Raw genomic sequence first — 22,204 nt, forward strand, 5'->3', positions numbered from 1 at the left:
GTTCCCGCTCCGCGCTCCCCGGGGCGGGGCCGGTCCCGGGCCGGGCGGGTCAGGGCAGCGCGTCGAGCATGCGGTCGACGTCTTCGGCCGTGTTGTAGACATGGGCGCCGGCGCGCAGCGCGCCGTTGCAGTCGGTCACGTCGATCCCCGCCTCTTCCAGCCGCGCCGCGATCGCGGCGGACGGCAGGGACGGGTGACGGAAGGCGGCGATGCCGGAGCGCTCGCCCTTCCCCGCCGGGCTGGCCAGCCGGTATCCCTTGCGCAGCGCCCCGTCAGCCATCCGTTCCGACAGGCCGAGAACATGCGCCTCGATCCGCGGCAGGCCGATCTCCAGCAGCGTCTCCGCCGCGGCGTTCAGCCCCCAGAGCCCGGCATAGTTCGGCAGCGCCTCCTCGAAGCGGCGGCCGTCGCGGTGGAACTGCGGCAGGCTGCCGGTGCCGGTCCAGGCAGATCCGACCGATCCCGGCCCCGGCGCATGCGAGGCCAGCCGGTCCGCGGACTCCTCGCGGCAGTAGAGGAAGCCGGTGCCGACCGGGCCCGCCAGCCATTTGTGTCCGCCTGCCTGCAGGAAATCGACCGGCAGCCGGGCGACGTCGATCTCCAGCGCGCCGACCGCCTGGACGGCATCGCAGTTGAGCAGAACGCCCTTCTCCCGGCACAGCGCGGCGGTCGCCGCCATGTCCTGGCGGAAGCCGTTGGAATACTGCACCAGGCTGACCGAAACCAGCCGCGTGCGGCTGTCGATCAGCGCGGCGATGTCGTCCACCGCCAGCCTTCCGCCGCGGGCGCGGGCATCGGCGATCCGCGTCTCCACGCCCCGGCGCCGCAGGTTCAGCCAGCACAGCGCATTTGCCGGATACTCGATGTTCGAGATGACCACGTTGTCGCCGGGCCGCCAGTCCAGCCCGTTGGCGACGGTGTTCAGCCCCTCCGTGGTATTGCGCAGGAACGATATCTCGGACGCCCGCGCCCCGATCAGGCGGGCGAGGGTGGGCCGCACGTTGCCTTCGGCGAAGGCGTTCCGGCGGTCGACATGGCGGGGCCCGTCGAGATGCTGGTCGGCGATCTGCGCGTGCATCGCCGCGACGGCGCGGGTCGACAGCGGCCCGACGGAACAGGCGGCAAGGTAGGCGCGCTCCCGCGTGACAGGGAAGAGCGCGCGGCAGCCCTGCGGATCGAGGCGGGCCGGGGCGGGGGGCATCATGGCTGCGCTCCGTCCCCGGCGGGCTGCGCCAGCTGGAGGGCGATCGCATCGACCTCCACGAGGTAGCCGTGATGCAGCTCCTGCACCGGCACCACCGTGCGGGCGGGCCGGGCGGGGCCCATCACCTCGGCATAGACCGCATCGAAGGCGGGCCAGTGCTCCACCCCGGCGATATAGGCGGTGACCCGCAGGAGGCTGTCCCGGCTGCCGCCGTCGGCCCCGACGATGGCCAGCAGGTTTTCGAGGCATTGCCGGACCTGCGCCGCGAAGGGCGCGTCCGGGCCATGCGCTCCGTCCGGCTGCCGCGGCAGCTGGCCCGAGACGAAGATCAGCGGCCCGCCCGGGCCGATCGTGCCATGGGCGTAGTGGCCCTGAGGGGCGGGGAGGCCGGGGGCCGTGACGGGCTGCACGCTCATGCCTCCGCCTCCCGGGCCTCGAGGACCAGCTGCGCGAACCGTGCCAGGTCGACATTGCCGCCGCTGAGGATGACGCCGACGCGCTTGCCCTGCAGGTCTGCGGCGCGCTTCAGCACAGCCGCCGCGCCGAGGCAGCCGGTGGGTTCGACGTAGAGCTTCATCCGTTCGGCGAAGAAGCCCATCATCGCCACCAGCTCGGCGTCGCTGGCGGTCTCGATCCCGGCCACGGTCTGGCGGATCACCGGGAAGGTGCAGCGCCCGAGCGAGGTGACGATCGCGCCGTCGGCAATGGAGCGCGGCACCGCGATCCCGACGATCTCGCCCTTGGCCAGCGACATCTGGCCGTCATTGCCCGCCTCCGGCTCGACGCCGAAGACCTGGCAGCCCGGCGCCATCGCCTGCGCGGCGATCCCGGCCCCGGCCAGCAGGCCGCCGCCGCCCAGCGGCACGAAGAGCGCGTCGAGCGGTCCGGTCTCCTCCAGCAGCTCCGCCGTCGCCGTGCCCTGTCCCGCGATCACGTCCGGATGGTCGAAGGGCGGGATCAGCGCAGCGCCGCGGCCGGCGGCCAGGGCGGCGCCGATCTCCTCGCGGGATTCCGTGTAGCGGTCGTATGACACGACCTCGGCGCCGTAGCCGCGGGTCGCCGCCACCTTCAGCGCCGGCGCGTCCTGCGGCATGACGATCGCCGCCGGGACGCCGGCCAGCTTCGCCGCATAGGCCAGCCCCTGGGCATGGTTGCCCGAGGAATAGGCGACCACGCCGCGGGCGCGGACCTCTGCGGGCAGCGACAGCACCGCGTTCATCGCGCCGCGGAACTTGAAGGCGCCGCCGCGCTGGAAGGTCTCGCACTTGAAGAACACCTGCGCGCCGGCCAGGGCGTCGAAGCTGCGCGAGGTCAGAACCGGCGTGCGGTGGGCATGGGGGGCGAGCCGCTCCCGCGCCGCCAGGATGTCGGCGAAGGCGGGGGCTGGGGGGATGTCCTGTTGCATGGCGGGCGGGCTCCTTGGGGCCGGGGGCTGCGTTCGGGCAAGCCCTACCGGCCGCGGGGACTTGCGTCCAAAGCCGTTTGGGCAAAAGGTCATGCCGAAACGGCATGAGGCGCGGGACCCGATGCATCTGGATTGGCTGGAAGATTTCCTCGCGCTGGCGAAGACCGGCAACTTTTCGCTGGCCGCCGAGGTCCGGAACACCACGCAGCCGGCCTTCAGCCGCCGCATCCGCCGCCTGGAGGACTGGGTCGGCGAGACGCTGATCGACCGATCGAACCACCCGGTGCAGCTGACCGGCGCGGGCCGGAGCTTCCAGGCCGAAGCCGAGGCCGTCCTGGAACGGCTGGCCGCCGCCCGCGCCCGCGCCGCCCACGCGGCCCGGGCCGAGCGCGAGACGGTGCTGTTCGCCGCCACCCACATGCTGGCGACCGAGTTCTTCCCGGCCTGGCTGGAGCGCCTGCCGCCCGGCCGGGACAGGGCGCAGTCGCGGCTGAACTGCCATTCCGTGCCGCGCTGCTTCGAGGAGCTAGCGGCGGGCCATGTCGACTTCATGCTCTGCCCGATCCCGCATGCGCCGCGCCGCGGGGCACGGGAATGGGAGCAGCATGACTACCTGGTGGCCGGCCGCGACCGGATGGTGCCGGTATCGGTGCCCGATGCCGCGGGCCGTCCGCAATTCGCCATCCGGCCGGACCCGCCAGCGCGGCTGCCCCTGCTGGCGCTGGCCGAAAGTTCGGTCCTGGGCAGCGCGGTCACGCACATGCTGGCTTCGCGCGGCGCGCAGGGCATGTTCGACATCGTGTTCGAAAGCCCCCTGAAGGAGGCGGTCCGCGCCATGGCGCTCAAGGGCCACGGGATTGCCTGGCTGCCGGAAAGCTCGGTCGCGCGCGAGCTGCAGCAGGGGGCGCTGGTCCCGGCCGGCGACGGCGGCTGGTCGGTCGGCTACGACATCCGCTGCTACCGCAAGGCGGGCGCGCTGACCGACGGCGCGGAGCGGTTCTGGCAGGCGGCGCAGCATGTCGCGGCCGGAGCGGGGGCCTGACCGGACGGTGCCGCGGACGCCTCAGGGCCGCCGGCAGAGGATCTGCACCGGGTGGGTCCGGCCTTCCGCGATGTTGCGCGCGGCGTTGCGGATGATCTCGGGCGCCTGCGGGCCGATCAGCACATGCGTGCCGAAGGGCGGCAGGCCGCCGCTCTCGTCTAGCGCGATCGCGGCATTGTAGGCCTCGAGGTATTTCGCGCCGGTTCCGGTCACCTCGTCCACCTCGAACCCGGCCGCTTCCAGCGCCGCCACCGTGTCGCCGGGCCGCATCAGATGGGCGCCGCTGCCGTCCTTTGACCAGGGCAGCGGATGGTGCGGCGGGCCGCCCTCGCCAAGGCCGTGCTCGGTCAGGGCGAAGAAGCCGCCGGGCTTCAGCACGCGGAACGCCTCGCGGAAGAAGGCGCCGCGGTCGGGCACGTTCATCGTCACGTGCTGGGCATAGCCGCCGTCGAACGTGCCGTCGCCGAAGGGCAGGGCCTGTCCGTCGCCGAGCCGGACCGCGACTGCGCCCTCCATTCCGACTAGCGCCGTCAGCCGGTTGGCGGCCTCCACGAAGGGGGCGGTGATGTCGATGCCGTCGACATGGCAGCCGAAGCGGCCGGCCATGTAGCGGGCCGGGCCGCCCAGTCCGCAGCCGATGTCGATCAGCCGGTCGCCGCGGCGCACCGGCAGGGCATCGGCGAGGTCCCGGGTCGCGGGAAAGCCGCGGGCATGGAAATGGTCGATCGGCGCGAGCTGCTCGACCGTGACGCCCGCCGGATCGATCTCGGCCGCCTCCATTGCGGCCAGGATCCGGGCGAAGACGTCGCCGGTCGCCCAGTGATCGGAAATCGGTTGCGTGGCTGCCATCTCCTGTCCCCCCTTGGCGCTGCAGGCGGATGCTAGCACGGATCGGCCCGCCGCGGGTCCGGCGAATGCCGTCTGCGCCGCGGGCGCGGGGTCAGGCGCGCTCGGCCCGCGCGGCGAAGCAGCCTGGCCGGGCGAAATGCAGATGCGCATAGGCCGCGGCAGGATCGGCAAGCATCCTGCGAAGCGCCGCGTCGAGGTCTCTGCCCTCGACGACATCGGCATCGGCCATCATGCCGTCGCGGTCGAACAGGCGCACCGAGATCAGCCGGCTCCGCAGGACTTCGGGGATCTCGTCCGGCGCCGGGCGGGCCTGCCGGGCGCCGCGGCTGACGAAGATCGCGTGGCAGGAGCGGTAGGGCGATGCGGCCGGCTGGTGCTCGTAGTTCAGCAGCAGCACGGTGCCGCCGGCGGGGACATCGGCGAGGCTGACCCGGCAGGGGGTGCCCGGGCAGTCGGCGACCTCCATCCGGCGGATGTTCCGCGCGCCGAGTTCGGCATCGGACAGGTCGAATAGCGGGGCGAAGGGCTCCGGGGCAAGGGCGTGTATCTGGTAGGCCATCGGCGGTCTCCGGTGTTGCGGACGGGCCGATCATGCGCCCTGCCGCTGGCGGGGCGACCCGTTTCCCGCGCAAAGCAGCGGCGCGCCGCCTGGCGCGGGGCGGCAGGGCACGGCCGGCCGGGCGCAAGGCGCGCGCGCTGCAGGGGAGCCGGGACGCGGCGGCGGTCCCCGGCGGCGGCGGAACCGGATCGCAGCCCGCCCCGCCGACGGGGCCTGCCTCAGCGGGACGGGCGGCCCTGGCCTCCGGATGATGCCGGTTCCCGGCCCCTGTGCTCGGGCAATGCATGCGACAGGGGCCGGGGCTTGCGCCGGACAACCGGTGCTGCGGGCCCGACCGCCTCCGGAGCACGTTCTCCTGCCGGCCGCCGATGGTCCGGTCTCGGCGCCGAAGGGGCTGGAGGCGCGCGGCGGTTCGCGGCATGTCCGTGCCTGTCCCGCCGGTCGCTGACATGGGGGCCGGGCCATGGGGCAGGGGGCGCGGGAAAGCACGCGGTCCGGCCCGTTCTCCTGCGCCGCGCAGAGGGGGCGCTGCCTAGAGGACGATGTCGCCCGGCAGGCTGGCGGCGAGGTCCAGCCAGGCGGCGCGCAGATCGGCGAAGGCGAGATCTTCGGTCTCGATCCAGGCGGTGGCCGACGTCTCTTCGCCGCCCGAAAGATAGGCAAGTTCGATGCCGAGGCTGTCGGGCTCCCCGTCCGGGCCGCCGTCGGCGAAGGAGAGCGTGACCGCAACCGGCTCGATCCCGGTTCCGCTGCCGCCGCCGAAGATCAGCGCGTCGGTCTCCGGCGCGGCGAGCGCTGCCAGGATTGCCCGTGCCCAGCCGGGCGGTGCGCCCGCGGCCTGATATGTCACCTCTGCGCCGCTTCCCGCTGCGACAGCGCTGAGGGAAACGTCGAACTGGCCGGGGGACAGGGTGCCCCAACTCCAGCTCAGCACCTCGATCTGGCCGCCGCCGGTCTTCGCGTCTTCCATTGGATGTCCTCCTTGCAGAGCCGCCCATCCCCGGACCCGCGGCCGCAGGATAGCACAGGGCGGCCGGCCTGTCCCGCAGCGGCCCCCGTGTTTCCGCCGCCTGGCGTGCAGGCCGGTGCGGAGCCTGCAGCGTCCCGGGCGCGGCCAAGCTGCGCGGGGCGCAGAGCATGGCGATGCGCAGAGCTGCTGCCCCGGACCCGCCGGACGCCGCGCCGGTCTGCGCCTTCCCGGGCAGCGACGCGGTTCCGGCGGTCGGGGCGATCCTGCCGGTTCCGGCAGCACTCCGGTCCGCGTCGCGCGCAAGGGGGGGCAGGGCGCCGGGTTTTTCCCGGTCAGGGCGGCAATGGCGGGATCGTGGGATGTGGCGCCGGCGTCCGGACCCTCGGCCGTCGCCTGGATCCCAGTCGGCAGGCGAGGCTGGTCCGGACTTCAGCTGCAGCGGCGCAGAAAATCGACACGCCGCTCCCTGCCGCCCGAGTCCGCCGTGCCGATTTTCTGCACCGCGGGCGCGTGCCTGTCCCGGCCAGGATGGGGCGTCGGCCCGGCCGGGACGGACCGGAACGCCGGTGGGGCGGGCGACTGCCCGGGCTTGGCGGGGATTGCCCGGGCGCGAGGCTGTCTGCGCCCGCCGAAGGTTATGACTGGGCGCGCGTCGCAGCCGAGGGTGGCTTCGAAGGCGATCAGAGCATCCGCGGGCAGAGACGCGGCCCGGCCTGGGCGATGTGTGCGGCAGTGCCTGCTGTGCACATTGCCAAAGCCGGTGATGGTCCGTGCCATGGCAATGGCGCCTGCCCATGCCGCGCGGGCTGGCGGCGGCCCGGGCAACCGTTCGGGCCGAAGGCGGAGCGGGGCGGGCCGTTGCGACCATGCGGGCCCGCGAGCCCGGAGCGCTTGCCATCGTGCAAGTCCCGCTGGCGGGGGAGGCGGCGAGATCGCCCATTGCCGCGGTGCCGCGTTCTCGGGCAGGCTGGCGGCCGGGCCGGACGCCGGAGGGGCGGCCGGATCGCGACGGAGGTCCCATGCCCCAGCCCCTGAAATTCGCCGCCATCGGCATCGATCACGGCCATATCTTCGGCATGGCCGATGGCATGCTGGCCGCCGGGGCGGAGTTCGCCGGCTGGTGGAGCGCGGCGGACTCGCCGCAGCAGGCGCAGATGCGGGCGCGCTTTCCGGACGTCCTGCAGGCGACCGAAATGGAGCAGCTGCTGGACGATCCGTCGATCGCGCTGGTGCTGACCGCCTCGGTGCCGGATCTGCGCGCCGAACACGCGATCCTGGCGATGGAGGCCGGGAAGGACGTCATGGCCGACAAGCCCGGCTGCACCAGCAGGGCGCAGCTGGACGCGCTGCGCGGTTGCGTGGCGCGGACCGGGCGGATCTGGTCGGTGAATTTCTCGGAGCGCCTCCGCGTGGCCTCCGCCGCCAAGGCGGGCGAGCTGGTGCAGGCGGGCGCGATCGGCGAGGTGGTGAACATCGTCGGCCTGGGGCCGCACCGGCTGCGCGCGGCGACCCGGCCGGACTGGTTCTTCGAGCGCCCGCGCTACGGCGGCATCCTCGTCGACATCGCCGCGCACCAGATCGACCAGTTCCTGCATTTCACCGGATCGGCCACGGCGGAGGTCACCATGGCCAGCGTGGCGAACCGCAGCTGCCCGGAGCATCCCGGCCTGCAGGATTTCGGCGAGCTGGCGCTGCGAAGCGGCCATGCGACGGGCTATGCGCGGGTCGACTGGCTGACGCCGGACGGCCTGCCTGTCTGGGGCGACGGGCGGCTGACCATCCTCGGCACCGAAGGCTATGTCGAGCTGCGCAAGTACATCGATCTGGGCCACGGTACTCAGGGCGACAACCTGTTCCTGGTGACGCGGGACCGCTGCGAGCGGGTCGATTGCCGCGGCACGGAGCTGCCCTATTCCGCCGCGCTGATCGCGGATATCCGCGACCGCAGCGAGACCGCGATGTCCCAGGCCCATGCCTTCGAGGTCACCACGCTGGCGCTGGAGGCGCAGGCCCTTGCCGAGAAGGGCACGCGCTGGGAGGGCGCCTGAGCGGCGCCCGCGGGATCAGTCGACGAAGGCCTTCTCGACCACGTATTCGGCGGGCTTGCTGTTGGCGCCCTCTTCCAGCCCTGCCGCCTCGCAAAGCCCCATGATGTCCTTGTTGAGCGCGAGGTTGCCGCAGACCATCACCCGGTCCTCCGCCGGGGTCCATGCGGGCAGGCCGAGCCGCGAGAACACCTCGCCCGTGCGGATATGGTCGCTGATCCGCCCCGTCACGGGAGACGGATCGCGGGTGGTCGTCGGGTAGTAGGACAGCTTGTCCCCCACCAGCTCGCCGATCAGCGGGTCTTCGGGCAGGTCGGAGACGATCTTCGCGCCGTAGGCCAGCTCGGAGGCATGGCGGCAGGTATGGGCCAGCACCACCCGGTCGAAGCGCTCCCAGGTCTCGGGATCGCGCAGGATCGAGGCGAAGGGCGCGACGCCGGTGCCGGTGGCCACCAGCCACAGCCGCTTGCCCGGCAGCAGCGCGTCATGTACCAGCGTGCCGACGGGCTTCGGCCGCAGGATGATCTGGTCGCCGGCCTCGATCTTCTGCAGGCGGGAGGTCAGCGGCCCGTCCGGCACCTTGATCGAGTAGAATTCCAGCTCGTCGTCCCAGGACGGCGAGGCGATCGAATAGGCGCGCAGCAGCGGCTTGCCGTCGTCCTTCAGCAGCCCGATCATCGCGAATTCTCCGGAGCGGAAGCGCAGCGACCGCGGCCGCGTCACGCGGAAGGAAAACAGCGTGTCGCTCCAATGCGTCACGGCGGTCACGGTCTGGGCATCGGGCAGGGTGCGTTGGGCAATCGTCATCAGGCGGCTTCCTGTGCGGGTTTCTCGGAGAAGATTCGGTCGAGCTTGCCGTCCTGGCCGTCGAGTTCGGCAGCTTCGGGCAGCGGGTCCTTCGATTCGGTGATCACCGGCCAGAGCTCGGCGTATTTCCCGTTCATCGCGATCCAGGCCTCCAGGCCGGGCTCGGTGTCGGGGCGGATCGCGTCGGCAGGGCATTCCGGCTCGCAGACGCCGCAGTCGATGCATTCGTCGGGATGGATCACCAGCATGTTCTCGCCCTCGTAGAAGCAGTCCACGGGGCAGACATCGACGCAATCGGTGTATTTGCAGCCGATGCAGTTGTCGGTCACGACATAGGTCATTCGGGGTCCTCGCTGTTCGCTTGCCCCAGTCATGCCGCCGCGGCGCGGCATCCGTCCGTAAAGGAATTGCTATTTCGGCGACTCATCTTCCGGGCAGGCTGGAGGGGCGAACAGAAAGGACCCCCATGCTCGACGAACTGGTGACCACACCCGATCTGAGGAATCTCCGGCTGATCTGGACCGATGCCGGGGAAAGCGTGCTGCCCGCGGACTATCTGCGCCGCCACGCCCGCGACGCCTGGAGCCTGCGCGAACTGATCGACACCGGCGAGATCGCCATTGCCCCGGACCTGAAGATCACCGCGCTGGAAGGCGTCGGCGACTACGGCGTCAACGTGCATTTCTCCGACGGGCACGAGCGGGCGATCTACCCGTTTTCCTACCTCCGCGAGCTTTCCGAGAGCTTTGGCAAGTAATTGACATTCTCCCCGCCGCGCCGCGGCGACAGTGGGGAAGACAGCGAACAGGACAGCAATCATGGACGAGATACTCGACGGCCTGACGCAGATCGACTGCGACATCCTCGTGATCGGCGGCGGCACCGCAGGCCCGATGGCCGCGCTCAAGGCGAAGAAGAAGAACCCCGGCGCGAATGTCGTGCTGCTCGACAAGGCCAACGTCAAGCGCTCCGGCGCGATCTCGATGGGGATGGACGGGCTGAACAACTCGGTGATCCCGGGCTATGCCACGCCCGAGCAGTACACCAAGGAAATCACCATCGCCAATGACGGCATCGTCGACCAGAAGCCGGTCTACCGCTATGCCGAGGAATGCTACGGCATCATCAAGGAGCTCGACAGCTTCGGCATCCGCTTCCAGAAGGACCAGAACGGCGAATACGACGTCAAGAAGGTCCACCATATCGGCACCTACGTGCTGCCGATGCCCAACGGCGACACGGTCAAGAAGGCGCTCTACCGCCAGCTCCGCAAGGCGCGGATCAGCGTCGTCAACCGCTACATGGCGACCCGGCTGCTGACCGGCGAGGGCCGCGTTGCCGGCGCGGTCTGCGTCAACACCCGCACCGCCGAGTTCCTGGTGATCCGCGCCAAGGCCGTGATCATGGGGCTGGGCGCCGCCGGGCGGCTGGGCCTACCGACCTCCGGCTATCTCTACGGCACCTACGAGAACCCGTCGAACTCGGGCGAAGGCTACGCCATGGCCTACCATGCCGGTGCCGGGCTCGCGAACCTCGAATGCTACCAGATCAACCCGTTGATCAAGGACTACAACGGTCCCGCCTGCGCCTATGTCGCCGGGCCGATGGGCGGCTACACCTCGAACGCCCAGGGCGAGCGCTTCATCGAATGCGACTACTGGTCGGGGCAGATGATGCAGGAATTCTACGACGAGCTGCAATCCGGCAAGGGCCCTGTCTTCCTCAAGCTGAACCACCTGGCCGAGGAAACCGTCGCGGAGATCGAGAAGGTCTTGCATATCGTCGAGCGCCCGACCCGCGGCCATTTCCATGCCGGGCGCGGCACCGACTACCGCAAGCAGATGATCGAGATGCACATCTCGGAAATCGGCTTCTGCTCGGGCCACTCGGCTTCCGGCGTCTTCGTCGACGAGCATGCCCGCACCACCATTCCCGGCCTCTATGCCGCGGGCGACATGGCGAACGTGCCACATAACTACATGCTGGGCGCCTTCACCCATGGCGCCTTCGCCGGCGAGGACGCTGCTGACTTCATGGGCGAAGTGGATTTCGCCGAATTCGACCTGGCCGATGTCGAGGCCGAGCGCGCCCGGGTGCTGGCGCCGACAAAGCGCGACGACGGCATCCCGCCGAACCAGATCGAGTACAAGACCCGCCGTCTGGTGAACGACTACCTCCAGCCGCCGAAGGTCACCGCCAAGATGGAGCTGGCGCAGAAGCGTTTCGCCGAGGTCCGCGAGGACATGGAGCAGGGCATGCATGTCCGCGACGCGCATGAGCTGATGCGCTCGCTCGAGGCCGCCTCGATCCTCGATTGCGCCGACATGGCCGCCGCCGCCTCGCTCTACCGCACCGAGAGCCGCTGGGGCCTCTACCACAACCGCGTGGAATACGCCCGCGACGACGAGAACTGGTTCTGCCACACGCTGCTGACCAAGGGCGCGGACGGCAGGCCCGCGCACGAGAAGCGCGAGGTTCAGCCCTATGTCGTCGACATCGCCGAGGACGAGAAGGACGCCTACTACAAGCAGCGCGTCGATGCCTCCGTGGCCGCAGAGTAACAAGGACAGCCATCATGCCCCTGGCACAGACCGCCACCTCCGTTCCCGTCACCATCGATGACGCCAAATGCATCGCCGACAAGGGCTGCACCGTCTGCGTCGATGTCTGCCCGCTCGACGTGCTGCGCATCAAGGAGCTCGCGGACGGCACCAAGACCGCCTACATGAAATACGACGAATGCTGGTACTGCATGCCCTGCGAGGCCGACTGCCCGACCGGCGCCGTCACCGTCACCATCCCCTACCTGCTGAAGTGAGGACCAGATGACGGCTATCTTCGAGGATTTCTCCGATATCGACGACCTGGCCGAGGGGCTGGACGACCCGTCCCCCGGCGCGCGCATCATGGCGGTGATCGAGCTGGCCGACAGCGCCGATCCGGACGCCATCCCGCATCTGGCCCGCGCCATCACGGACACGGATGCGGGGGTGAGGAAGCAGGCGGCGCAGGCGCTGACCGATTTCGACGGCCCCGAGACCGCGGCGGCGCTGGTCGACGCGCTGTCCGACCCGGAGGCGGAGGTGCGCGAAGCCGCCGCCGTCAGCCTGACCGAGCTGAAGGATCCGGCCTCGGGCGACGCGATCCTGCCCCATCTGGGCAGCCAGGACGAGTTCGTGCTGACCGCCTGCCTGGCCGGCATCAAGGAACTGCGCCGACCGGAAGCGATGGAGCCCGCGATTGCCGCGCTTGCCTCGCCCTCGCAGGTGGTGCGGGTGCAGGCGGTCGGGGTGATGGGCTGGCTGCAGGACGAGGCATCGCTGCCCGCGCTCTGCGGCGCCGCGCGCGATCCCGAGATCCCGGTGCGGAAGGCAGCGCTGCTGGCGCTCGGCTTCTCGTCCTCGGAGGCCGCCCAGGCGGCTCTGGCCGCCGGGCTGCAGGACCCTGAATGGCAGGTCCGCGAGGCCGCGGCCGAGACCCTGGCCAAATCGGGCGGATCGGGCTGCGTGGCGGCCCTGACCGGCGCGCTGGCAGATGATTTCTGGCAGGTGCGGCTGAAGGCCGTGCGCTCGCTCGGGCGGCTCGGCGCCACCGGGGCGGCCATGCAGATCGGCCCGATGATGGACCTGCCGATCCCGAACTTGCGCAAGGAATGCGCCGCCGTGCTGGGCGAGCTGGCCGTGCCGGAGACGCGCCGCTTCCTCGATCCCTATGCCGACGACACGGATCCGGACGTGCGCAAGAACGTCCGCTGGGCGCTGGACCGGATCGCGGCCGCCTGACGAAAGCCCAAAATTTGATCGCTTTGACGGCCCTCCCGGAGACCCCTCCGGGAGGGCCGTCATGCGTTATGGGAATGTATCTAAGTAATTGTTTTTATTATTTATTGTGGTTTACAAATCGAATCGATTCCGCCCTGATCCAGATCAATTTTCCGGTCGGTAAGGCCGCAGTGGGAGAAAAAACAGCACAAATAATGGTCAGTTTCGGATTCACCTTCCGGCATTGCCGGCGGCAGCCTTCCCCGGCCGCGCAGGGGCCCGGATAGTGGATCCAAGGCACCAAGAACCGGAACCGACAGGGGAACCAACCATGACCATGAGAGCCGTTCTGAAGGGAAGCATCTTCGCCGCCGGGCTGAGCGCCCTCGCCAGCGCCGCCCTGGCCGAGAAGATCGAGATCGCCATCGGCCACCAGTCCATGTGCACCGACACCTATACCGCCGGGATCGTCATCAAGGAGCTGGGGCTGCTGGAGCAGAACCTGCCGCATGACGGCAAGTATGCCGATGCCGAATACGACGTGAGCTGGTCGGACTATTCCTCGGGCGGCCCGATCACCAACCAGATGATGGCCGGCAAGCTGAATTTCGGCGTGATGGGCGACTACCCGCTGATCGTCAACGGCGCCAAGTTCCAGGAGACCGACAGCCTGCGCACGCTCTATGTCGCCGGAACGGGCTACAACATGAAGGGCTCGGGCAACGCGATCGTCGTGCCGATTGACAGCGACATCTATTCGATCGACCAGCTCAAGGGCAAGGACGTCTCCACGCCGGTCGGCTCGGCTGCCTGGGGCATGCTGCTCAAGGCGATGCAGGACAACGGCATCTCCACCGCCGACTACGCGCTGAAGAACCAGAGCCCGGCCGTCGGCGCCGCCAACATCGCGGCCGGCAAGGTCGATGCGCACAGCGATTTCTGCCCCTGGTCGGAGATCATGGAATTCCGCGGCACCGGCCGCAAGATCTATGACGGCTCGGAAGCGGGCGTGCCCTACCTGCACGGCGTCGTGGTCCGCCAGGACTTCGCCGAGGAATATCCCGAGGTCGTCACCGCCTTCGTCAAGGCCGTCTACCAGGCGGGCGAGTGGATCCGCGAGGATCCGGTGCGCGCCGTCACCCAGATGGAGGGCTGGACCGGCGTCGAGAAAGAGGTGCTCTATCTCTATTTTTCCAAGGGCGGCCACCTGACGCTGGACCCGACGATCAAGGACCAGTGGGTCGAGGCGCTGGAATTCGACCATTCGGTGCTGGAGCGCGAGAAGGCGATCCCGCCGCTCGATTTCGGCGCCTGGATCACCGAGGACTACGTCAAGGCCGCCTATTCCGAGTTGGGCGCCGACTACGAGGCCGACAAGGCGAAGACGGTCGACCCGAAGGAGGCCAATGCCGGGCTGCCGATGGAGATCTGGCATGCCCGCGACGGCATCTCCTCCTACGCGACCATGCCGGAATTCCTCAAGGCGATGGCCGAGATGCAGGCCACCGGCGCCAAGCTGAACGCCACCTATGTCTATGACAGCGAGACCGGCCTGAAGCTCTTCGGCAAGACCGCCTTCTGGGTCAAGTCGGGCGAGGACTACGCCACCTTCCTGCGCAAGGGCGAGGCCGAGGACTACGCCGCCGCGCATGGCGGCAACGTGATCACCTTCGACGACGCCGTCGCGGATTTCGCCTCGACCGAGGGCTGATCCCGGCGGCCGCATCCGCCAGCAATCGCGCAAGGGGGCGGGGCCGCAGCGGCCCCGCCCGGACAGCCAGACAGGACACGCCATGACCCAGACCGCAGACCTCCTGGACCCGCCGATGGCCGACGACCCGGCGCCCCGACCAGCCGAGCCGGCGCCCCCGGCCGCCCGGCGCCGCCTGGTCCCGCCGGAAAAGCTCCGCGAGATCGCGATCGGCGCCGGGTCGCTGGCGATCGGCGTGGCGCTGTGGCACTGGGCCTCGGCGACCAACCTCGACTGGATCGTCGATTTCGGCAACATCCCCGGCCCGGGCAAGGTCTTCGCCGCCTTCTGGGGCCACCTGGGGACCGAGATCTTCTACACCCACATCCTGGTCTCGATGCAGCGCATCCTGGTCAGCTACCTGATGGCGGTGGTGATCGGCATCGGCATCGGCGTGATGATGGGCCGCTCGCGCTTCGCCCGAGCCTGCATCACCCCCTATATCGAGGTGCTGCGCCCGATCCCGGCCGTCGCCTGGATCCCGCTGGCCATCCTGATGTGGCCGACCGAGGAGGCCTCGATCATCTACATCACCTTCCTCGGCGCGCTCTTCCCGATCGTGCTCAACACGCTGCACGGGGTCGAGCAGACCCCCGAGGTGCTGGTGCGCGCCGCGCAGTCGCTGGGCGCTTCGCGGATGGCGATCTTCGGCCATGTGGTCCTGCCCGCGGCGCTGCCGTCGATCTCGGCGGGGCTTGCCATCGGCATGGGCGTCAGCTGGTTCTCGCTGCTCGCGGGCGAGATCATCTCGGGCCAGTACGGCATCGGCTACTTCACCTGGAACGCCTACAGCCTGATCAACTATCCCGACATCGTCGTGGGCATGCTGGTGATCGGCTTCCTCGGCACGCTGTCGACCGCGGCCGTCCGGGTGCTGACCGCGCCGCTGCTGAAATGGCAGAAGCGCACGAGATGAGCGCCATGCTGGACCCTCTGCGGCGCGAGTTGCGCCATGGCTGGCGCAGGCTCCTGTCGTGGGGGCTTGCCACCGCGCTGCTGTCGCAGGTCACGATGCTGGTCCTGCTGGCGGTCCGCTTCGGCGAGCTGCCGAACTACGCCACCTTCTATGACTGGCCCGGCAACGTGCTGCGGATCATCGAGACCGTGCCTTCGGTGCGCGACATGGGGCCGATCATCGCGCAGGAATGGCTGCTGGAGATCGGCCGCATGAACTACGACTACGGCAACGGCATCTCGGTCTGGGCGCTCAGCGTGGTGCCTGCCAAGCTGGCCATGCTGTTCCTCCTGGGCGCGCTGGCCGGGCTGGCGACCGCGCTGATGCGGCGGCCCTCCTGCCCGGCCTCCCTGCGCGGCGGGGCCGGGGCCGTCACCGGCGCGGGCGCCGTCCTGGTTGCCATGACCAATGCCACGATGAGCTGGGTGGTCTGCTGCGCCACGCCCAACTGGGTCGTCGGGCTTGCCATGATGGGGCTCGGCACCTCGGCCTCGCTGGCGCTGGAACCCCTCGGCACGCCGCTGGCGCTCGCGGGCTTCGGCCTGCTGGCCCTCGCCATCCTCGCCCTGTCCGCAAGGGCGTCCCGCCTGCCCTCTTTCGAAACGGAGCCTTCCCATGCTTGATGTCCTGAAATACCAGCGCAGCGGCCAGCCGAAGGCCTCCAACGGCAAGGGCGCGATCGACATCGACCGCGTGTCGATCACCTTCGGCACGGGCCCGACCGCGCACCGCGCGGTGGAGACCACCTCGCTAAAGATCATGCCGGGCGAGTTCGTCTGCATCCTCGGCCCCTCGGGCTGCGGGAAATCCACGCTGCTCAATGCCATCGCGGGCTACGTCAAGCCCAGCTCCGGGTCCGTGCGCGTCGACGGCGTGGAAGTGGAGAAGCCCGGCCCCGACCGAGGCATGGTCTTCCAGCAGTATTCGCTGCTGCCCTGGAAGACGGTCTACGAGAACGTCGCCTTCGGGCCGCGCATGGCCGGCAAGAGCCGCAGGGAAGCGGGCTCCATCGCCAATACCTTCCTCGGCATGGTCGGCCTGAGGAAATTCGGCAACCGCTATCCGGCGGAGCTGTCGGGCGGCATGCAGCAGCGGGTGGGCATCGCCCGCGCCCTGGCCAACTATCCCAGCGTCCTGCTGATGGACGAGCCCTTCGGCGCGCTCGATGCGCAGACCCGGCTGATGATGCAGGAAAGCCTGCTGGAGATCTGGCAGAAATTCGGCACCACCGTCGTTTTCGTCACCCATGATGTCGACGAGGCGGTGTTCCTCGCCGACCGGGTGCTGGTGATGTCGGCTGCGCCGGGGCGGGTGATCGAGGACCTGCGCATCCCGCTGCCGCGCCCGCGCAGCACCGACATGGGCTCGATGCCCGACTACATCCGCGCGCGCCAGCACTGCCTGGAGGTGATCCGCGCGGAAAGCCGCCGCGCCTTCGAGGAGCAGAACGCATGATCCGGCTGCTGGCCGCGCTGCTGCTGGCGGCAGCGCCCGCGGCGGCGCAGGTGCAGGGGGTGCTGCTCGACGATCCGGTGGAAATGCCGTCCTTCGCGCTCGACGGCACGGCCACGACGCGCTTTTCGGACGCGGACCTGCAGGGCCGCTGGACGCTGGTGATGTTCGGCTACAATTCCTGCCCGGATGTCTGCCCTTTCACCATGCAGAACCTGGAGGCCGCCTGGTCGGAGACCTCGCTGCGGGTCAGGCCGGACAACATCCCGCAGGTGGTCTTCGTCTCGGTCGATCCGGAGCGCGACCGCGAAACCGTGGCCGACTACGCGGTGTTCTTCCATCCCGACTTCCTCGGCGTGACCGGCCGGCAGGAGGACATCGACCGGCTCGTGGAGGCCTCCGACAGCTTCTACCGGCTGATGCCGCCGGACAGCTCGGGCTATTACGAGGTGCAGCATTCCTCCTCGGTGCTGGTGATCGCACCGGACGGGACGCTGCGCGCAAAACTGCAGCCGCCCTTCGACCCCGGCCGCACCGCGGAGTTCCTGTCCATGCTGCAGATCCAGTACCGCCGGGAGATGATCCAGTGAGATCGCTTCTGCTTGCCGCCGTCCTGTCCTTCCCAGCGCTTGCCCATGCAGGGGACATCGCCGTGACTGAGGCCCGCGTCGCGCTGGCCCCGCCCGGCGCGCGGACCCTGGCGGCCTACATGGTGGTGGCGAATGCCGGCGCGGCGCCGCGCGCGCTGGCCGGGGTGCGCGCCGAGGGCTTCGCCATGGCGCATCTGCACCATTCGATGGAGAAGGACGGCGTCGCCATGATGGCGGCGATGGACCAGATCGAGATCGCCCCGGGCGGCAGCGTCGCCTTCGCGCCGGGCGGGCTTCATGTCATGCTGATGGGGCCGCGGAAAGCCCTGGCCGTAGGCAACGAGGTGGTGCTGACCCTGATCTTCGCCGATGGCGCGGAGATCGCGGTCACCGCGCCGGTCGAGAGGATCGATGCGGGCTCGTGACCTTGCGGCCGCGCTTGTCCTCGGTTTCGCTGCCGCGCAGGCCGGGGCCTGGGAGATGGCCGAGCCGCAGGAGCGCTGCGCGCTATGCCACGGCTATTTCGGCGACGATCCGCGGCCGAAATTTCCCAAGCTCGCGGGCCAGCAGCCCGGCTATCTGGAGGCGCAGATCGATGCCTTCCTCGGCGGCCACCGCGCCAATGACGGCGGGCAGATGGCCAAGACCGTGACCGAGATCGCGCCGGAGGACATCCCGCAGGTGGTCGAATGGTTCGCCGCGCAGGACCCGCCCGCGGCGGACCCGCCCGACGATCCGGCACTGGCCGGGCGCGGCGCGCTGGTCTACGCTGTCTCGGGCTGCGGCGAATGCCATGACGCGGGGCCGGGGCTGAAGCCCGCCACCCCGCTGCTGACGGCGCAGCACCCGGCCTATCTGGCCAAGCAGCTCCGCGACTTTCGCTCCGGCGCGCGGGCCATGCCCGACCGGCTGAAGCGTCAGGCGGTCGAGGGGCTGGACGAGACCGACATAGACGCGGTTGCGGCCTGGCTGGGCGCGGCCCCGAGGGAATGAGAATGACAGAGGACCAGGAGGCGCAGAGCGCCATCTACCTGTCGGAATACCTGCTCGACATCAACGAGGGGGCGGGATTCCTCGCCTCGCTGCGCGACGAGGACCGCAAGGCGGTGCGCCACATGGGCGTGCGCACGACCGTGGGCAAGGGCCAGGGGCTCTTCTTCCAGGGCGATCCGCATACCGGCGTCTGGGTGATCGAATCCGGCCGGATGCGCACCTTCTATGCCGGCCCTTCGGGGCGCGAGATCACCCTGGCCTACTGGACGCCCGGCCATTTCATCGGCGGTCCCGAGGTCTTCGGCCGCGGCCGCCATGTCTGGTCGGCGGATGCGCTGGAGGATTGCGAGCTGCTGTTCCTGTCGGGCATGTCGATGCGCAACCTGGTGTGCAAGATCCCCGACGTGGCGCTGGCGGTGATCGACGGGCTAATCGCCAAGGGCAAATGCTATTCGGCGCTGCTGCAGATGCTGGGCACGCGCAGCGTCTCGGACCGGCTGCGGCAGCTGTTGGTCATCGTGGCCGACACCCATGGCCGCTACGAGGACGGGGCGACGATCATCGAGCGCTCGATCACCTATGACCAGATCGCGACCATGGTCGGCGCGACCCGGCAATGGGTGACCCAGACACTCGACAAGCTGGAAAGCGACGGGGTTCTGAAGGTGTCCCGCAAGGAAATCCGTATCTACAAGCTGGACGCGCTGACCGAGTGACCCCGGCGGCCCGGGCAATTTCCGGGCGCGGGCTTCGCCGGCCTGCGGGGCCGCGCGGATTTCCGGCGCGCGCGGCCCGGTTTTCCGTGCAGGGCCGTGCCGGGGCGCTAGTGTTGCGGGACAGACCAGCGCGGAGCCCGGCCATGCCCGACCTATCGACCAATCCCCGCCGCGGCGGCAGTCTCGGCCTCGGCGCGCCGATGCCGCTGGACGATGCCGCCGCCGTGCAGCGCCTGCTGGCGCTCTGCCCGGCGCACCGCGAGACCCCGCTGCTGGACCTGCCCTGGCTGGCCGCGCGCTGCGGCGTGGCGCGGGTCTTCCTGAAGGACGAGCGCGCCCGCATGGGGCTGGGCAGCTTCAAGGCGCTCGGCGCCGCCCATGCCATCGCGCGCGAGGCCGCGGCCGCCCGCTCGGGCGGGGACTGGACCCGGGCGCTGGCCGGGCGCACCTATGTCACTGCCAGCGCGGGCAATCACGGCCTCTCGGTGGCGGCCGGTGCGGCACAGTTCGGCGCCCGGGCGGTGATCTACTTGGCCGGGACCGTGCCCGAGGGCTTCGCCGCGCGGCTGCGCGGCAAGCGGGCCGAAGTGGTCCGTGCCGGCGCCGACTATGCCGCTTCGATGGCGGCCGCGGCGGAGGCGGCGGAGGCGCATGGCTGGACGCTGCTCTCCGACAGCTCCTGGCCCGGCTATGACGCGCTGCCCCTGCGCGTGATGGAAGGCTATCTCCAGCTTGCCGAGGAAGTCGCCGCGCAGATCCCGGCACCGCCGACCCATCTCCTGCTGCAGGCCGGGGTCGGCGGGCTCGCCGCCGCCGTGGCCGCGCATGCCCGCCGCGTCTGGGGCGATGCTCCGCAGATCGTGGTGGTGGAGCCGGAGGCCGCCCCGGCGCTGAAGGAGAGCATCCGCGCGGGCCGGGTGACCGAGACGTCCGGACCGGTTTCGGCCATGGGTCGGCTCGACTGCAAGACGCCGTCGGCGATCGCGCTCGGGGGGCTGGCGCGGGATGCCGACCTCTTCGCAACGATCTCCGAGGAAGAGGCCGCCGCGGCGGTGGCCGAACTGGCGGCGCAGGGCATCGCGACGACGCCTTCCGGCGCGGCGGGGATCGCGGCGGCGCTGGCCGGGCTGCCGCTGCCGCCGGGCGCGCGGGTGCTGGCGATCCTCAGCGAGGGTCCCGAGGATGGCTGAGCGCTCGCTCGTCTTCCCGGCGGAGGAATACCGCGGCCGCGTGGCGCGGCTGCAGGCGGGCATGGCGGCGGCGGGGCTTGGCGCGCTGCTGCTGACCGCGCCCGCGGATGTCTTCTACGTCACCGGCTTCCTCACCCGGTTCTGGGAAAGCCCGGCGCGGCCCTGGTTCCTGCTGGTGCCGGCCTCAGGCAGCCCGGTGGCAGTGATGCCGTCGATCGGCGCGGAGCTGATGGGCCGGACCTGGATCGGGGAGATCCTGACCTGGGACGCGCCCGACCCGGAGGATGACGGCGTCTCCCTGCTGGCGGAGACCCTGGCGGCGATGGTGCCGGAGCGCGGGCGGATCGGCCTGCCGATGGGGCTGGAGACGCATCTGCGCATGCCGGTCCGGGATTTCCGGGAGCTCGAGCGGCGCCTTGCCCCGCGCGCCTTCGCGGATGCCACTGCCTGCGTGCAGCGGGTGCGCGAGATCAAGTCGGAGGCCGAGATCGCCAAGATCCGCGCGTCCTGCGCCATTGCGGGCCGGGCCTTCGCGCGCGTGCCCGAGATCGCGGGGGCGGGCCGCCCGCTCGATGCGGTGTTCCGCGGCTTCCAGCGGCTGCTGCTGGAGGAGGGCGCGGACTGGGTCGCCTATCTCGCGGGCGGCGCCGGGCCGTACGGCTATGGCGACGTGATCTCCCCCGCCGGGCCGCAGCCGCTGGTCCGCGGCGACGTGCTGATGCTTGACACCGGCGCGGTGCGCGAGGGCCATTTCTGCGATTTCGACCGCAATTTCTCCATCGGCCCGGCCTCGGACCTGGCCCGGCAGACGCATGCGGCGCTGTGGGAGGCGACGGAGGAGTGCCTGCAGGCACTGCGCCCGGGCATGCTGGCCCGCGACGTGCACGGAATGCTCTGCGCCGGGCTGCGCCGCCGCGGCGCCGAGCCGGGCGGCGGGCGGCTGGGGCACGGGCTGGGGCTGAGCCTGACCGAATGGCCGTCCTTCGCGCCGAAGGACGCAACCCCGCTTCGCCCCGGCATGGTGCTGACGCTGGAGCCGGGGGCCGTCCTGCGCCCCGGCTGCATCATGGTGCACGAGGAAAACATCGTCCTGCGCGCGCAGGGCGCGGAGCTGCTGTCGCCGCGCGCCCCCGCGGATCTGCCGGAGATCGCCTGATGGAGCGCTTCCCATACGGGCTGGAGGAGGATCCCCGGCCGCGGCTGGGCCTGATCGCTCTGCAGGCAGACGAGACCGTCGAAGACGATTTCCGCCGCATGCTCCCGCGGGCGTCTGCCCGTCTGCACGTGTCCCGCGTGCCCTCCGGCGCGGAGCTGACGCCGGAGACCATCGCCGCGATGGAAGCGGATCTGCCGGGGGGCGCGGCGCTGCTGCCGCCTGCCGCGCGATACGCTGCCGTCGCCTATGGCTGCACGTCGGGCACCACGCTGATCGGGGCCGGGCGCGTGCGCGCGCTGGTGCAGGAACATGTCCGGACGCGCGCGGTCACCAATCCTCTTTCGGCGGCGCTGGCCGCTGCCCGCGCGCTGGGACTGTGCCGCGTCGGCATCGTCTCGCCCTATGTCGCCTCCGTTGCCGCCCCGGTGCGGGCGGCCTTCGAAACGGCCGGGATCGCGGTGCCGGACATGGCGGGCTTCGGCGAAGGGACGGAGGCGCGCGTCGCCCGCATCGCCCCGGCCTCGATCCGCGCGGCGGCTGGGGCGCTGGCGGCGCGCGCCGATCTGGACGGGCTGTTCCTGTCCTGCACCAACCTGCGCACGCTGGACATCATTGCCGGGCTGGAGGCCGAGCTGGGCCTGCCTGTGCTGAGCTCGAACCAGGTGCTCGGCTGGCACATGGCCCGGCTTGCGGGCATCCCGGCGGAGATCCCCGGCCGGCTTTGCGGCGCCGGGCTGCCTGCCGCTTCCATGGAGTGACG

The 22,204-nt window shown here is 70.5% G+C and carries 25 protein-coding genes; 17 read left to right on the top strand and 8 right to left on the bottom strand.

Annotated features, from left to right (window positions below; all coding sequences use genetic code 11):
- Positions 1-49 precede the first annotated feature (49 nt).
- The 3 genes from HCC78_RS14125 to HCC78_RS14135 are packed head-to-tail and all read right to left on the bottom strand — an operon-like array spanning position 50 to position 2,609.
- Positions 50-1,204, bottom strand: coding sequence for an aminotransferase class V-fold PLP-dependent enzyme (locus HCC78_RS14125; RefSeq protein ID WP_216671153.1), 1,155 nt, complete (start codon positions 1,202-1,204; stop codon positions 50-52).
- Complete coding sequence (locus HCC78_RS14130; protein WP_172329433.1) at positions 1,201-1,620, bottom strand: RidA family protein; 420 nt, start codon at positions 1,618-1,620, stop codon at positions 1,201-1,203. The genes HCC78_RS14125 and HCC78_RS14130 overlap by 4 nt, the downstream gene beginning before the upstream one ends.
- Positions 1,617-2,609, bottom strand: coding sequence for a threo-3-hydroxy-L-aspartate ammonia-lyase (locus tag HCC78_RS14135; protein ID WP_172329434.1), 993 nt, complete (start codon positions 2,607-2,609; stop codon positions 1,617-1,619). The genes HCC78_RS14130 and HCC78_RS14135 overlap by 4 nt, the downstream gene beginning before the upstream one ends.
- 91 nt (positions 2,610-2,700) lie before the next feature.
- Here HCC78_RS14135 and HCC78_RS14140 point away from each other — a divergent pair, with 91 nt between their 5' ends.
- Positions 2,701-3,651 carry a LysR substrate-binding domain-containing protein gene (locus HCC78_RS14140; protein ID WP_172329435.1) on the top strand — a complete coding sequence of 317 codons (951 nt, stop codon included), beginning with the start codon at positions 2,701-2,703 and terminating at the stop codon, positions 3,649-3,651.
- A gap of 21 nt (positions 3,652-3,672) precedes the next feature.
- Here the strand turns inward: HCC78_RS14140 and HCC78_RS14145 are convergent, their stop codons facing one another.
- The 3 genes from HCC78_RS14145 to HCC78_RS14155 form a co-directional block, all read right to left on the bottom strand.
- Positions 3,673-4,500, bottom strand: a complete 828-nt coding sequence (locus HCC78_RS14145; protein WP_172329436.1) for a class I SAM-dependent methyltransferase — start codon at positions 4,498-4,500, stop codon at positions 3,673-3,675.
- 91 nt (positions 4,501-4,591) lie between these two features.
- Positions 4,592-5,059: a DUF1203 domain-containing protein gene (locus HCC78_RS14150; protein ID WP_172329437.1), complete on the bottom strand. Its 468-nt coding sequence runs from the start codon at positions 5,057-5,059 to the stop codon at positions 4,592-4,594.
- A gap of 532 nt (positions 5,060-5,591) precedes the next feature.
- The gene (locus HCC78_RS14155) at positions 5,592-6,029 is read right to left on the bottom strand and encodes a hypothetical protein (protein ID WP_172329438.1); all 438 of its coding nucleotides are present in this window, start codon (positions 6,027-6,029) and stop codon (positions 5,592-5,594) included.
- Between the two features lie 1,019 nt (positions 6,030-7,048).
- On the opposite strand from HCC78_RS14155, the gene HCC78_RS14160 reads away from it, so the two are divergent.
- Complete coding sequence (locus HCC78_RS14160) at positions 7,049-8,077, top strand: Gfo/Idh/MocA family protein (RefSeq protein ID WP_172329439.1); 1,029 nt, start codon at positions 7,049-7,051, stop codon at positions 8,075-8,077.
- Positions 8,078-8,092: 15 nt separating this feature from the next.
- Here HCC78_RS14160 and HCC78_RS14165 read toward each other — a convergent pair whose 3' ends face one another.
- Positions 8,093-8,881 (bottom strand): ferredoxin--NADP reductase, encoded by a 789-nt coding sequence (locus tag HCC78_RS14165; protein ID WP_172329440.1) that lies wholly within the window; start codon positions 8,879-8,881, stop codon positions 8,093-8,095.
- Positions 8,881-9,222, bottom strand: coding sequence for a ferredoxin FdxA (fdxA, locus tag HCC78_RS14170; RefSeq protein ID WP_172329441.1), 342 nt, complete (start codon positions 9,220-9,222; stop codon positions 8,881-8,883). Before fdxA ends, HCC78_RS14165 begins: the two co-directional genes overlap by 1 nt.
- A gap of 125 nt (positions 9,223-9,347) precedes the next feature.
- Between fdxA and HCC78_RS14175 the strand changes: the two genes are divergently transcribed.
- The 15 genes from HCC78_RS14175 to HCC78_RS14245 all read left to right on the top strand — a co-directional run bounded on the left by HCC78_RS14175 (position 9,348) and on the right by HCC78_RS14245 (position 22,202).
- Positions 9,348-9,638, top strand: a complete 291-nt coding sequence (locus tag HCC78_RS14175; RefSeq protein WP_172329442.1) for a DUF971 domain-containing protein — start codon at positions 9,348-9,350, stop codon at positions 9,636-9,638.
- Between the two features lie 61 nt (positions 9,639-9,699).
- Positions 9,700-11,442: a fumarate reductase/succinate dehydrogenase flavoprotein subunit gene (locus tag HCC78_RS14180; RefSeq protein ID WP_172329443.1), complete on the top strand. Its 1,743-nt coding sequence runs from the start codon at positions 9,700-9,702 to the stop codon at positions 11,440-11,442.
- 14 nt (positions 11,443-11,456) lie between these two features.
- Complete coding sequence (locus tag HCC78_RS14185) at positions 11,457-11,699, top strand: ferredoxin family protein (protein ID WP_172329444.1); 243 nt, start codon at positions 11,457-11,459, stop codon at positions 11,697-11,699.
- Positions 11,700-11,706: 7 nt separating this feature from the next.
- Positions 11,707-12,663, top strand: coding sequence for a HEAT repeat domain-containing protein (locus tag HCC78_RS14190; RefSeq protein WP_172329445.1), 957 nt, complete (start codon positions 11,707-11,709; stop codon positions 12,661-12,663).
- Between the two features lie 310 nt (positions 12,664-12,973).
- Entirely contained in the window at positions 12,974-14,353 is a 1,380-nt protein-coding gene (locus HCC78_RS14195; protein ID WP_216671154.1) for an ABC transporter substrate-binding protein, read from the top strand.
- A gap of 82 nt (positions 14,354-14,435) precedes the next feature.
- On the top strand, positions 14,436-15,308 hold the full coding sequence (locus HCC78_RS14200; RefSeq protein WP_172329446.1) for an ABC transporter permease: 873 nt from the start codon (positions 14,436-14,438) through the stop codon (positions 15,306-15,308).
- A 5-nt stretch (positions 15,309-15,313) separates the two neighbouring features.
- Positions 15,314-15,970 carry a hypothetical protein gene (locus HCC78_RS14205; RefSeq protein ID WP_172329447.1) on the top strand — a complete coding sequence of 219 codons (657 nt, stop codon included), beginning with the start codon at positions 15,314-15,316 and terminating at the stop codon, positions 15,968-15,970.
- Positions 15,963-16,802 (top strand): ABC transporter ATP-binding protein, encoded by an 840-nt coding sequence (locus tag HCC78_RS14210; protein WP_172329448.1) that lies wholly within the window; start codon positions 15,963-15,965, stop codon positions 16,800-16,802. The genes HCC78_RS14205 and HCC78_RS14210 overlap by 8 nt, the downstream gene beginning before the upstream one ends.
- Positions 16,799-17,389: an SCO family protein gene (locus HCC78_RS14215; protein ID WP_172329449.1), complete on the top strand. Its 591-nt coding sequence runs from the start codon at positions 16,799-16,801 to the stop codon at positions 17,387-17,389. Before HCC78_RS14210 ends, HCC78_RS14215 begins: the two co-directional genes overlap by 4 nt.
- Positions 17,386-17,814, top strand: a complete 429-nt coding sequence (locus HCC78_RS14220) for a copper chaperone PCu(A)C (protein WP_172329450.1) — start codon at positions 17,386-17,388, stop codon at positions 17,812-17,814. Before HCC78_RS14215 ends, HCC78_RS14220 begins: the two co-directional genes overlap by 4 nt.
- The gene (locus HCC78_RS14225) at positions 17,801-18,382 is read left to right on the top strand and encodes a c-type cytochrome (RefSeq protein WP_172329451.1); all 582 of its coding nucleotides are present in this window, start codon (positions 17,801-17,803) and stop codon (positions 18,380-18,382) included. The genes HCC78_RS14220 and HCC78_RS14225 overlap by 14 nt, the downstream gene beginning before the upstream one ends.
- Positions 18,383-18,384: 2 nt before the next feature.
- Positions 18,385-19,098, top strand: a complete 714-nt coding sequence (locus HCC78_RS14230; protein WP_216671155.1) for a Crp/Fnr family transcriptional regulator — start codon at positions 18,385-18,387, stop codon at positions 19,096-19,098.
- Positions 19,099-19,241: 143 nt separating this feature from the next.
- A complete protein-coding gene (locus HCC78_RS14235) occupies positions 19,242-20,288 on the top strand; it encodes a pyridoxal-phosphate dependent enzyme (RefSeq protein WP_172329453.1) in 1,047 nt (348 codons plus the stop codon).
- Positions 20,281-21,444: a Xaa-Pro peptidase family protein gene (locus HCC78_RS14240; protein ID WP_172329454.1), complete on the top strand. Its 1,164-nt coding sequence runs from the start codon at positions 20,281-20,283 to the stop codon at positions 21,442-21,444. The genes HCC78_RS14235 and HCC78_RS14240 overlap by 8 nt, the downstream gene beginning before the upstream one ends.
- On the top strand, positions 21,444-22,202 hold the full coding sequence (locus tag HCC78_RS14245) for an Asp/Glu racemase (RefSeq protein ID WP_172329455.1): 759 nt from the start codon (positions 21,444-21,446) through the stop codon (positions 22,200-22,202). Before HCC78_RS14240 ends, HCC78_RS14245 begins: the two co-directional genes overlap by 1 nt.
- Positions 22,203-22,204: the final 2 nt, after the last annotated feature.

It is taken from the genome of Mangrovicoccus sp. HB161399, from assembly GCF_013184745.1.
GTDB lineage: Bacteria > Pseudomonadota > Alphaproteobacteria > Rhodobacterales > Rhodobacteraceae > Mangrovicoccus.